Genomic DNA, 12461 nt, shown 5'->3' on the forward strand with positions numbered 1-12461 from the left:
AGGCGCGCAGACATTTATTTGTGCGTAAATGCTTCATATACCAGCACTGTGGTCATACCATAGATGAAATGCGGTAACGTACTAACTCATCTAAGAGCGCCGAAGGCACTTCGAAATATGATACACAGTCCAGGTTGAGACTACCAGCCAGAGAACCGTAAGCAGGAATAAAAGCACCAGGCCACAGCCCATAAAGAGGTATGTTGGGACATGTTCATACAAAGCATAGGTTCCAGTGGTCATGACGCCAAGGGGATAAATGAAGGACCACCAACTCAAATTAAATGGGAGATGCACGCGGGCGGCGCGTAGCGTCATCATAATGGCCAGGGCGAGCCAGTACAGGCCAAAGCCCCAGGCCACCAGGCCATAAGCTACCCCACCCCCCTGAAGAATGTCAGCAAAGGAGGGGAGGTGATTCCTGGCCTGTTTCCCAAGGGCGAGAATGGCTGTTGTAGATTGCCCTAATGGACCAATTACAAGCCAGAGGGTTGGCACCAATGCGCCTTGCGGAACCTTGTGATACACCAGGCGAGAATAAAACAACACAATCACAATCGCGGCCAAAACCATTCCAGTTCCCCAGAGTACATAATTAAGCATAAGTATTTCCAGGTGCAGGGAAGTAGGCCAGTACTTTACAAGCATAGCACTGGGAACAGCGGCTCCAATCAGCGGCACGACAGGCAAGAGCCAGCTACCATAGGTCTGCTCAGCATTCAGATTATGATGTGTAAACATAAAATAGGGCACAACAACGGCTGAGAACAGGCTTCCTAAGACCCCACACACCCAGAGTATCTGCGCTACTAGCACACATAGAGAGGGATCTAATACCTCCTGGCCGATGAGCATAAAACCGCTTGCGATGGTAAAGCAAGCCATTGGAGGAGCGCCAAGGCTTTGCGCGTAGATAAAGCTATGCAAACGACGGCCCTTAAGAACAGGGTAACGAGTATGATGAAGTCCCCATATCAGGAGCAGGAACACAAAGAGCACAACGTCAACAATCCAAAGCCCAAGAGCGGCATATTCAATCAGAGGAATTTCCACCGGGGAAAGCGTCATACAGATCGCTAAGATGCCAGTTCCCATAACGCAAGAGAACCAGCTAGGAGTTATATTCTCAATAGCCGTAGTAAGCCAATGGAGAATGGGCAAAACACGAATACTTGATACTTCTGAACAAGGCTGACTGCGTTTAACGCTCATCAGTCTAATAGCCTCCCTTTAAACACTACCAGTTACACTCAAGAGCAGGAGCATTAGTCTCTACCACTCTATACACAGTGTACGAAGGTAGAAAAGCCAGGCATCCAAACGAAAGCCAGCTCTACTGGCGGAGGCACTCCCAGTAGAGCTGGCTTTCACCTCGATTAAGCAGGCATTACATCACGTAAAGCCTGGCGTATGCCCTGGATGGCCGCCTCAATATGCTCGTCTTCGATGCCATAATGTGTCACGGCGCGCACGCGGCCCGCGCCCGACTGGCCCATCAACACGCCCTGCTCACGCGCAGCCTGGATAAAGCGCTGGGTCTCAGTGGCATCTAGCGCCGCGCCCTGTTGATCGCGCAGGCGGAAGATGACCATGTTGGTCACCGTCTTCTCTGGGGAGACCTCGACCTGTGGCATATCGGCCAGGGCCAGCGCCAGGCGCTTACAGCGCGCATGGTCATCCGCCAGGCGCTCAACCATCTGCTCCAGGGCCACAATGCCCGCCGCGGCCAGGAAGCCTGCCTGGCGCATGCCACCACCCAGCAGTTTGCGCGTGCGGAGCGCACGCCGAATAAAGTCTTTGCTACCCACCAGCAGCGAACCCACAGGCGCGCTCAGCCCCTTGGAGAGACAGAACATCAGTGAGTCCACCGGTCGCGCTAGCTCGCGCACAGGCTGGTCCAGGGCTACAGCGGCGTTAAAGAGACGCGCTCCATCCATATGCACAGGGATATTGTGCGCGTGAGCGAGGTCCGCAAGCGACGCAAGCTGCTCAACGGTCAGCACCGTCCCACCACAGCGGTTATGTGTGTTCTCCACACAGATCAGTCCTGTGGGCGAGACATGGGGATCTGCCAGCCCCGCGATCCCATCGCGTACCCGCTCCAGGTCCAGCATTCCCGAGGCATGCGTGGGCACGACATACATGGGCGAGCCACCCAGGGTCGAGGCTCCACCCGCTTCATAGTGATAAATATGCGACTCATCACCCACCATCACCGCCTGCCCGCGCCCGGCATGCGTCAACACAGCAATGGCATTGCCCATCGTTCCCGTTGGCACGAAGAGCGCCGCCTCTTTCCCCGTCATCTCGGCCGCCAGCTCTTGCAGGCGATGTATAGTAGGGTCTTCATCATAGACATCATCGCCAACCTCAGCGCGGTACATCGCCTCGCGCATCTCCTGCGTCGGCTGGGTCACTGTATCACTACGCAAATCAACAAGCATTATTTTCTTGCTCCTCCAACTCTAGATAATGACATTACCCCCCTAGTATATGCCTCAACCATCTTCGGGAACAACCTGTCCAACCGTCTTTGGGAACAACCTGCCCAACCATCTTTGGGAACAACCTGTTTGTATTGTGATGTGGTGCCAGGCGACCTTCGGTCGCCTGGCACCACATCACAATACAAACAATGCGAAGCACCGCAGGTGCTGAGGAGTGCATAAAAGAGAGCGGCTTGTTTGACAAGCAAAGCAGCCAGGGGATAAGATCAAAGCAGAATACACTACCTCTTTTTGGCTATTTTGTACCTTACAATTGAGAGGAGCGGATCAATGACCCTCAAGGAGTTCTCAGGAGCTGTCGCGGTCGTCACAGGCGGCGCGAGCGGCATTGGCAAAGCAACGGCGCACGCCCTCTATACCCGTGGATCGCATATCGTCATCGCCGATATCAATGAGCAAGCCCTGGAGGCGGCGGCCCAGGAGTTACGCACCAGCCAGGAGGCCAGCGACAGGCAGATTGTAACCTTTGCCCTCGATGTCACCGATGAGGCTCGGGTACAGGCGCTGATGCAGCGCGCGGCCCAGGTAAATGGTCATATTGACCTTGTAGTGACAAGCGCGGGCATCGGGCGCGGCGGCCCGGTCGATGAATTTAGTGGAGCGGAGATGCAGCGCCTGATGGACATTAATTTCATGGGGACCTATCACGCGGTACGCGCCGCGCTCCCCTTTATGCGCCAGCAGGGCAGCGGACAGTATGTCCTCATTAGCTCAGTCGCGGGCAAGTTACCACCACCACAGCTCAGCGGCTATGTCGCCAGCAAGTGGGCGGTACGTGGCTTCTCCTCGGCCTTGCGCGCGGAACTCTTCGGCAGCGGCATTGATGTCACCACTGTCTATCCAGCCTGGGTGGATACCCCGATGCTCCAGCAGGAGGCTGGCTTCAATATGAACATTGAGATCCTGCTGACACCCGACATGGTCGCGGCCGAGATTGTCAAAGCTGTGCAGGAGGGACAGGCCGACCTCACCCTGGCACCCAACCAGGATATCGCCTTCGCGCTCCAACTGATGAAGGACGACGAGCGCAAGGCCGAGCAGTTGATGGGGATGGCCTTTCACCAGCAACAGCAGCAAGCCAGCCAGGCGAGCAGCGAAGCGCGGTAAAAAAACGCCTCACCACCACGATCAGAGCACGGCAGGCAATGCCTCTGCCGTGCCTCTACTTTTAATGATTAGTGCGAGATAGCGGCAGCCCCGAAGAAGAGCATCACCAATGCCCAACTTACCAACAGGGCAATCAAAATACGAAGTACCAATCCCGACACATACAGATGGCGACGCCGCGAGGGTCTGATCGCGGCTACCGCCTCTCGTTTACTTTCAGTCCCTATCGTCATCCTTGCACCTCATACAAATGTAGTGACAACATCCGTGCCACGCTTCTCGCGGTTAAGCATACGTTTTCTGCTTTCCGCAAGAAACATCCTTCTTCACGCGCGCAAATGGTGCGCATACTACATATAACGAGAAGGATTATTGACATTAACGTGGGTATTACCTTTTGGGGTAGCGTTCTGCCTGAGATGCATTTTTCTTGCACTCATCGCATTCACACATGGCCCTGAGCTTCTCGAAGGTATAAATACCTGTTTTATGGCCGTCCTCCCATATCGGTGTCAGGCCATAGCGCCCGACTGGCTGCAAGTTGTCCAGGGTGGTCTCCTCGCTCGTCAGGCTCTGCCGACTCTGGAGCATTCCAGGCTGTCCGCCTTCACCCGCACACCACGCGCAGGGACAGGCCCAGCGCAGCGTTTCCCAGTTATGCAGGCTCTCGTGCTCATCACTCCAGGTTAAAATCAATTGCCGTTTCTCCTCATCAAGCAAGAAGGAGACCGGTACAAGGTAGTTATTCATCATATAAACACTCCGTCAAGTGGCCAGAATTGACCTTTGAGCTAAACCAATAGTACCCAAAGGAGGATACTTTATTCCCTCTTTACACAGGCCTTATTATAATGTTTTTCAGCCTCTCTGGTCTATCAGAGAAAACAATTTCCCTGGTGCGTCTCATCCCTTCTCAAGCATATGTCAAAAACAGAAAGTCATGCCGACGCATAGTACTCTTTACGACCCAGAAACCGCGCGGTCGAAGGTTATATTATACTGAAGGACAGGCAAAAAAACGCACCATGCACGCGCATAGTAAACCGCAAACTCGCATACAAAGCCTTTCAGCCTGGTTTATTGCTTCACAAGCGCCAGCACAACTCACAAAATAAGAACAAAATAGCGCGAACTGACGTAGGGATCGTTTCAAACTAGTATCAATTACGGAGCAAGGTGTATATGGAAATCGTGTTAGCCATTGTGAGCCTCATCATTGCCATCGTGGCGCTCGTGCTCGCTTACCGGGCACAGCAAAATCTACGACAGGCCTCCGAGCAGGTACAGGCACAACAAGAAATCTGGGAGAAATCCCAGAATACTCGTCAGCAAGATTGGCGCGCTGAACAAGAAAAACACCTCACTGAAGTGGAACATCGCATCCAGGCCCAGATACAGCAGCTACAGAACGCCTGGAACACCCTGGAGAAATTCGAGCGCCAGCAGCGCGACGAGCTACGCCACGCCTTTGAAGCCTCCACAAAACAGGCACGTGCCGAATACGAACTGGCCCGCATCCCCCGCATCGAAGATGTTCCGCTACCGGTAAAGCAGGACCAGTCAGGCAAATCCACTCCCCGCTGGCAACATGTCAATCTCAGTGGCGCCAACCTCTCCGGGCGCGACCTCTCCTCACGCTATTTGGGACACGCTAATCTCAGTCAAACTATCTTACGCACCACTAAGTGCTTTATGGCCGACTTCTCCTGGGCGAACCTGAAAGAGGCCGATCTCCAGGAATCCGATCTCTCCGGCGCCAATCTGACCCATACCGACCTGCGCGGCGCCAATCTAAACGGCGTTAACTTCCTGGCCGCTGACCTCTATAAAACCAACCTGATCGGTGCCAACCTGCTTAACGCCCGCAACCTCACCGTGGAACAGCTTCGCACCGCCATCTATGATGATAGCACACTGAGCGATCTCATCAATACCACTCAGGAAGAGCAGCTCAGAGATAGCGGCGCCACCCTGACCAATATGCGCGCCATCAGCAAGAAGGCGTCCATGCCTCATAGGACCGAGATCATTCCAGCAGTAACGCCACCAATTACCCCCATGCCTGCCGCGAAGCCTGCCCCAGAGACCACACCAGAGCAAGAGAGCCTGCAAGACAACGCCCCAGGCATGGATGCCTCAGAGTGGCTGGCCTACATTGATGTGGCAACGCCTGTTCTCCCACCTGAACAGCCAGCCCAGGAACTTCACCAGGAGGAGACCGTCTCGGCTCAGCCAGCAGAAGCACAGGCTCAGCCAGAGACAGCGCCTGCACCCGATAATTCATTCTTAAGCCAATCCTCCCGCGGCTACGCTCTGCTTCCAGACTCTTTACCAGAGACAGAGGACAGCGATTCCTATGTCCCGGCAGGCGAGCCTTCAGCGCTCTCGCCTCACCTCTCCGGCAGCAGTCTGCTGGACCTACAAGCCGCCGCGCTGCCTGAAACCGAGCCAGAGCCAGAAACCAAGGAAGTCGTCGCCCACGGCTCCCGCCTCACCAACGACAATCAGAAATCCACCGAACATTAATCATAAACAAAAGGCAAGGCCCAGCGCGTACATGCATACGCGTTGGGCCTTGCCTCACCCCACTTTTTTTGCTATTCTCTTCTGCGGCCCCCCCTGAGAAGCACATGTATAGACGAAATGTGGTACACTTGCTAACGTTACGTCCCACTTCTGGCACACAGCAGTGAATGGCGAATAGCAACACTTTTTTAAAGAGGAATAGAAGCAGTATGGCAAACGAACAAGCACTCCCCCTCAGCGGAAAAATCGCGCTCGTTACGGGCAGCGGCCAGGGCATTGGCCGCGCTACCGCGTTACGTCTCGCCCAGGCCGGTGCCGACATTATCGTGAACTATCGCAGCAATGCCAGCACAGCAGCTGAAACGAAAGCTAGTATAGAGGAGTTAGGGCGTCGCTGCGTCGCCATCCAGGCCAATGTCAGCCAGGAAGAAGACGTAACCCGCCTCTTCGCTGAAGCTACTGAGGCCCTGGGTCCTGTGACAATTCTCGTGAATAACGCCGGCACCACCCGCGATAAACTGATCCTTCAGATGTCTGCCGCCGACTTTGAGCATGTCATCAATAGCAACCTGCGTTCAACCTTCCTCTGCACCAGGGCCGTGCTACGCTCCATGATGAAGGCACGCTGGGGCCGTATCGTCAATGTCGCCTCCATCTCAGGCCTGCTAGGCAACGCGGGCCAGGCCAACTATAGCTCCTCCAAGGCCGGTATCATCGCCCTTACGCTCAGTACCGCCCGCGAGATGGCCAGCCGCAATATTACAGCCAACGTGGTCGCCCCGGGCTTTGTTCCCACCGAACTGACCTCGACACTCACCGAGGCCCAACGGAAATTCATGATCGATACCACGCCTCTCGGACGCTTCGGCACACCAGACGAGATTGCCGCGGCAATCACCTTCCTCTGCTCGCCTGATGCTAGCTTCATCACGGGCCAGATTCTCAACGTCGATGGCGGTATGGCAATGCATATCTAATACATTCGCTTACATTCGCTAAAAGCTGAAACTTTTTAACCTCGGGAGCGCTCTAAACTTCTTAATAAAGCAACCAGTCCTTTTTGGTGTTTTTTTAAGGAGGCTATACTCATGGGCTTAATTGAAACCGAGGAGACAAATAAATTTACCTTCGAGCCTTTCGCTGCACACCCCTTTTATACAGAGGTGAACCGCGGACTCGTACGCCAGGCACTGGCACACCTGTCCCAACAGGATACAGGCGCGCCAGTGACCATCGTGGACATGGCCTGTGGCACAGGCGCGGTCTCACGCCTGATCATTGAAGAGATGGAACGCCAGGGCAAGCTCTCGCAGTTGCGCCTGATCGGCGTCGATCCTTCAGCCGAGGCGCTGCGCAGGGCTCAAAAAGGTGTAGATCAAATGGGTCTACCCGCCGATGTGAAATTTATTCAAGGCGAGTCTGAAGATCTCCCCAAGCTAATTCAAAATGCCAACGCCGCATTCTTCTGCAATGCCATCCACCTGCTTACCGATAAACTCTCTGCATTCAAGCAAGTCGCCTCTATTCTTGCTCCCCAGGGCATCTTCGCCTGTAATAGCGCGTTCTATACTGGCACCTATGTGCCCGGTACCGAGCGCTTCTATCGCCTCTGGACACGGCGCGCCGTGGCCTGGCTCCGCCAGGAACATCCCGACGTGCGCCTCTCACGCGAGGCCAAGGCCGCTGCCATGCAATGGGTGACGAGCGACGACTATGTCCAGATCTACCAGGAGAGTGGCTTCGGCAAGCTAGATATGGTGCAGGATACCGCCATTATTTCGCTCGACGCCTGGCGCGATCTTGGTCAGTACTGGCTCTTCATCGATGGCGCCCTTCCCGGGATTCCCCTGGCCTACGGTGCACGCGCACTTGAAGTCGCTGTCTACCAGGCTGGCGAGGAGTTGGAGCTACAAGAGGTGCCACGTAACTGGCTCCAAATGGTTGGCATCAAAAAATAGGTTAAGCTATGGAGGATGGGGATGTGGTCTGGAAAGGTCTGCGGCCTTTCCAGACCACATCCCCATCTCCATAACTTAACCCACAACATCATAAAAATTGACTTTCTGCCTGCAAGCTGCTATTATAACCAGAATGATGCATGCCCTTTTTATGTAAAGTATAGGGTCAAAAAATGCAAGAGAAACAAAGCTGGCGTGATATTCTGGCAGAAATTACTCAGGACCCCAGGGAGAGACAGCGCATCCTCGCCACACTGAATATCAAATCCATTACACTTTCGCGCTGGCTCAGCGGCGAAACCTTTCCTCGTGCCAACAAGCTCTATCAATTCCTCAATCTCTATCCCCAATATCGCGAGCAAATTCTCTCTTTACTGCGCGACGAGAAAGGCATGGGCGAATTTGCCAACCCCATCGAAGATGATACGCCTCTCAATATCCCTCCTGAGTTCTATATAGAACTCTTTAAAACTCGCGCCTCCGTGGCCGAGAACCTGTACTACTGGACGCTCTGTAACCAGATTCTGCAAAATGCTCTGACTCAGCTCGATCCTAACCGCCTGGGCATGAGCCTGTGGATTGCCCGCTGTATGCCCCCAGCCGAACCCTCTCAGCAGGTCCTCAGCCTCTATGAGAGTGAGGGCATCGGTACGCCTCCCTGGAAGGAGAACCTGGAGCACGATGGGATGTTCCTAGGCGCCGAATCCCTGGCCGGCCATGTCGTAACCGTCTTTCACTACAAGGTCGTGAACGATCTTACGGCGGAAAATACGCTCGTCCCCGTCGCCTACTCCGAATACGAGAAAAGCTGCGCCATCTTTCCCATCCTCTACGCCGGACGTATCGCGGGCGTCCTCTCAGCCGCGAGCACGCAATACAACTATTTCAACGCGCAAAATCGTCTCACCCTGCTACAAAAATATGCCGACCTGACAGCCATGCTCTTCTCGCCTGAAGAGTTCTATGAGCCTGCCCAGATCGCGCTACACGTTATGCCACCACAGAAAGCCCAGAGGCCCCTCTTCGCCCACTTCAATGACCTGACCCGCCGGATGATGATGGAGGCCTCCAGCCGCAACCAGCCCGCCAATAAGAACGAGGCCGAGCAACACGTACGCTCCCAATTAGAAGAACAACTACTGCACTATGCCATTGAGCATACCCTTTCCGGCGATGGTTAAAAAAGAGTGTGCAAGGTGTGGTGGGCGAATGCCCACTACACCTTGCACACTCTCAGGGCTTTTTGGTTTACCCGAAAAGAGTGAAAAAGAAGTCATTTCTTGCGACACTTAGGAAAACTCAAAACACCCCTAAGAAAGCGAGAAATGACCTTGGATGTACCTTACCATATCTGACGAAATGAAAAAAGCCTTTCCCGAAGCGCTTCACGTGGATCCCACCTCCTTCTACGCCGCCTTTGCTCAGGTGAAAGATCGACGTGGCAAACGAGGGAGACGTTATCCCCTTCCGTTGATATTGACGCTGCTGCTGTTAGGAAAGCTGGCAGGAGAGAGCAGTATCCACGGGATTGTGGAGTGGATTGACGAGAGAAAGGAGCAGCTTCAGGGCTATTTGGGCTGGCCGAGGCGCTTTCCAACGAATTCGACCTACACCTTTGCACTCAGTCAGTGTAATGACCAGGAGATTGCCACCGTCTTGGCTGGTGTTGTGCTGAAAGCCAGAGCGGTTGAGCACTGCGGTGAGGAATCTGGTCGGCTTTCCAAGCCAGGTCAAGAGAAGCCGCTCATTCAGACAGCCATGGATGGCAAACAGATGCGAGGAACCTTAGGACACCAGAGCAGTGAGCAGCCTCCTGTCCATCTGCTCTGCCTCTATGAGTGCCAAAGCGGCATTGTCCTCGCCCAACGTGGGGTTCGCAGCAAAGAAAATGAGATCAGTGCGGCGGCGGCCTTGTTGCATCCCGCCTTGGTCAAAGGGCGTATCATTAGTGCCGATGCCATGCATACGCAAACAAAGTGGTGTGCGGCGGTTAAGCGCTATGGAGGCTACTATCTGCTGATTGCCAAGCTGAATCAGCCACAACTCTATGAAGATCTCCGCGACTTTTTTGAGGAAGAAGACGCTCCCCGTCAGCAGTGGCAGTATGCCAGGAGCGTTCAAAAGGGGCATGGACGTCTGGAAATCAGAGAACTGTGGAGCAGCACGCTGATGAATGACTGGTTTGAGCCGCAATGGGCAGGTGTGGCACAGGTCTTCCGGTTGCGCAGGCACACGACGCATCAAAAGGATGGGAAGGTGCGTGAGGAGATCGTCTATGGTCTCACCAATCTGCCGCCTCGTCTGGCCAACGCAGCACGCTTACTCCAGTTGCAGCAAGCCCATTGGTGTATTGAAAACCGCCTACACTATCGGCGTGATGTGACGATGGGTGAAGATGCCTCTCAAGTCCGTTTGGCAGGGGCTCCAGCAGCGTTAGCAGCCCTTAATGGAGGGGGACTCGCCATGATGGATTGGTTGCAGGTCAACAATGTCGCCTCTGCTATGCGGCATTTTTGTGCTCAGCCTCGCGAGGCCTTGCAACTGCTGTGTGGCAAGTTATCACGGTAATACGGGTAAACCCAAAAGCCCTGGCACACTCTTTTTCTTCTTGACGCTCTTTCGCGAAGAGACTACACTGGAAATAGACACTCTCATTAGGAGAAGGTGGCGATTGTGATTGATGATTTTATACAAACCTCGCAGACCCTCCACTCACGCTGGACGCAAACCTGCCTGGGAACCGGTGCCCTCACACTTGAGGATTCGGTCCTACGCATGGCTATTCCCGCTGTCGCGCAGGGCACCTATGCCGACGCCCAGATAGATGACTATGGCACGCTGGCCCGCAGCGATTTCCCCTGGCACCCGCCCCTGCGCATGGAGGTGCGCGCCCGCTCATCACATCCCGCCGCGACTCCAGCCTCGACCAGCCGCGACCCACACCTCCTGCGCGGGACAGCAGGCTTTGGCTTCTGGAACTATCCCTTTTCGGTCCGAGGAGATATCCTGATGCTGCCAGAGGCCGTCTGGTTCTTCTATGCCTCGCCCCCCTCGAATATGGCCCTGGTACCGGGCATTCCCGGCTGGGGCTGGAAGGCCCAGGTCATCCATAGCATGCGTCCAGGCTCCCTGCTCGCGACCCTCCCCACGGCCCTAGCGACCGGGTGGGGCTTGACCACCGGCAATACTCGTCCCGCTGGCCGCTGGCTCCAGCGCCTCAGTGGCGCCCAGGAGCAGTTGCTCTCCGTGCCAATGACAATCTGGCACACCTATGTCATTGAATGGACGCCAGAGGCCGCCCTGTTCTGGGTCGATGGCGAGCCTGTCTTGCGCGCTCCCAATCCTCCCACGCGACCCCTCGGCTTTGTCGCCTGGCTCGATAACCAGTACGCCATCGCGACCCCGCGCGGCATCCTACGCTTTGGCACGGTCGCCTGTGATGATGAGTGGTTTGAGATCGATTCTATCCACATTGAGCGCCACTAAAACTGATTTTCTCCTATTTCTACAGTCGACACCACCGACACCGATGGTAGCGCTCTTCAGGACTTCTCGCCACAGCGTGGCTCGCCGGGTCAGAGTGTATGGTGCCGGGCTGGCTCTGCCAGCCCGGCACCATACACTCTGACCCTCGCGAAGCGTCGCAGACGCTGAGAAAGAGAAGAACCGAGTAGTTACTTGTTTTTGGGCTCCTCCTCCGGCTCCGGCAGTTTCTTCTCGGCGTAGGTCAGGATATCATCGATGATGCCATATTCCTTGGCCTCGACGGCACTCATATAGAAATCACGATTGGTATCCTTCTGGATACGCTCCAGCGTCTGCCCGCTATGCTCCTGAATAATGTCGTTTATCTCGCTGCGCAGGTGCAGGATCTCGCGTGCGTGAATATCAATATCCGAGGCCTGCCCGCTCAGGCTTCCCGAGATCAAGGGCTGGTGCAGGTGAATGCGCGCATGCGGCATCGAGAAACGCCGCCCCTTCTCGCCCGCGAGCAGCAGAATGGTACCAAAACTGGCCGCATAGCCCACGCACGTCGTCGAGATGGGGCAGGGCAGGACCCGCATCGTGTCATAGATACCCAGGCCCGCGTTAATCGAGCCGCCTGGCGAGTTGATATACATATTGATTTCACGCTTGCTATCCTCAGCCGCCAGGTAGAGCAGCTGCGCTACCACCAGCCCCGACATCGTATCATCAATGGGTCCATTGACAACGATAATGCGGTCACGCAAGAGGCGCGAGAAGAGGTCATAGGCGCGCTCCCCGCGTGGCGTATTCTCCAGTACAGTAGGAACCAGTAAACTCGACATGCGTTTCTCTCCTTTTATCGTACGTTGTGATATCTTTGAGCGTGTATTGTAGG

At 55.0% G+C, this 12461-nt stretch carries 12 protein-coding genes; 7 read left to right on the plus strand and 5 right to left on the minus strand.

What is annotated here, in order from left to right:
* Nucleotides 1-90 precede the first annotated feature (90 nt).
* Nucleotides 91-1212, minus strand: coding sequence for a TDT family transporter (locus KRAC_RS59485; protein ID WP_007923480.1), 1122 nt, complete (start codon nt 1210-1212; stop codon nt 91-93).
* A 164-nt stretch (nt 1213-1376) separates the two neighbouring features.
* The gene (gene ltaE, locus KRAC_RS59490; protein WP_007923481.1) at nt 1377-2444 is read right to left on the minus strand and encodes a low-specificity L-threonine aldolase; all 1068 of its coding nucleotides are present in this window, start codon (nt 2442-2444) and stop codon (nt 1377-1379) included.
* A 333-nt stretch (nt 2445-2777) separates the two neighbouring features.
* Between ltaE and KRAC_RS59495 the strand changes: the two genes are divergently transcribed.
* Nucleotides 2778-3614, plus strand: coding sequence for an SDR family NAD(P)-dependent oxidoreductase (locus tag KRAC_RS59495; protein WP_007923482.1), 837 nt, complete (start codon nt 2778-2780; stop codon nt 3612-3614).
* 68 nt (nt 3615-3682) lie between these two features.
* On the opposite strand, the gene KRAC_RS73460 is transcribed toward KRAC_RS59495, so the two are convergent.
* Both KRAC_RS73460 and KRAC_RS59500 read right to left on the minus strand, forming a co-directional pair.
* Nucleotides 3683-3847 carry a hypothetical protein gene (locus KRAC_RS73460; protein WP_007923483.1) on the minus strand — a complete coding sequence of 55 codons (165 nt, stop codon included), beginning with the start codon at nt 3845-3847 and terminating at the stop codon, nt 3683-3685.
* Between the two features lie 157 nt (nt 3848-4004).
* Nucleotides 4005-4367 carry a gamma-butyrobetaine hydroxylase family protein gene (locus tag KRAC_RS59500; protein WP_007923484.1) on the minus strand — a complete coding sequence of 121 codons (363 nt, stop codon included), beginning with the start codon at nt 4365-4367 and terminating at the stop codon, nt 4005-4007.
* A gap of 429 nt (nt 4368-4796) precedes the next feature.
* Here KRAC_RS59500 and KRAC_RS77960 point away from each other — a divergent pair, with 429 nt between their 5' ends.
* The 6 genes from KRAC_RS77960 (at nt 4797) to KRAC_RS59530 (ending at nt 11584) form a co-directional block, all read left to right on the plus strand.
* Complete coding sequence (locus KRAC_RS77960; RefSeq protein ID WP_007923485.1) at nt 4797-6140, plus strand: pentapeptide repeat-containing protein; 1344 nt, start codon at nt 4797-4799, stop codon at nt 6138-6140.
* A 209-nt stretch (nt 6141-6349) separates the two neighbouring features.
* The gene (fabG, locus tag KRAC_RS59510) at nt 6350-7117 is read left to right on the plus strand and encodes a 3-oxoacyl-[acyl-carrier-protein] reductase (RefSeq protein ID WP_007923486.1); all 768 of its coding nucleotides are present in this window, start codon (nt 6350-6352) and stop codon (nt 7115-7117) included.
* 111 nt (nt 7118-7228) lie between these two features.
* The gene (locus KRAC_RS59515; protein WP_007923487.1) at nt 7229-8098 is read left to right on the plus strand and encodes a class I SAM-dependent methyltransferase; all 870 of its coding nucleotides are present in this window, start codon (nt 7229-7231) and stop codon (nt 8096-8098) included.
* Between the two features lie 173 nt (nt 8099-8271).
* Entirely contained in the window at nt 8272-9279 is a 1008-nt protein-coding gene (locus KRAC_RS59520) for a GAF domain-containing protein (protein ID WP_007923488.1), read from the plus strand.
* Nucleotides 9280-9433: 154 nt separating this feature from the next.
* A complete protein-coding gene (locus tag KRAC_RS59525) occupies nt 9434-10666 on the plus strand; it encodes an ISAs1 family transposase (RefSeq protein ID WP_007923489.1) in 1233 nt (410 codons plus the stop codon).
* 105 nt (nt 10667-10771) lie between these two features.
* Nucleotides 10772-11584 (plus strand): family 16 glycosylhydrolase, encoded by an 813-nt coding sequence (locus tag KRAC_RS59530; RefSeq protein WP_007923490.1) that lies wholly within the window; start codon nt 10772-10774, stop codon nt 11582-11584.
* A gap of 188 nt (nt 11585-11772) precedes the next feature.
* On the opposite strand, the gene KRAC_RS59535 is transcribed toward KRAC_RS59530, so the two are convergent.
* Nucleotides 11773-12408, minus strand: a complete 636-nt coding sequence (locus tag KRAC_RS59535) for an ATP-dependent Clp protease proteolytic subunit (RefSeq protein ID WP_007923492.1) — start codon at nt 12406-12408, stop codon at nt 11773-11775.
* Nucleotides 12409-12461: the final 53 nt, after the last annotated feature.

Origin of the sequence: Ktedonobacter racemifer DSM 44963, assembly GCF_000178855.1 — a bacterium.
Lineage (GTDB): Bacteria > Chloroflexota > Ktedonobacteria > Ktedonobacterales > Ktedonobacteraceae > Ktedonobacter > Ktedonobacter racemifer.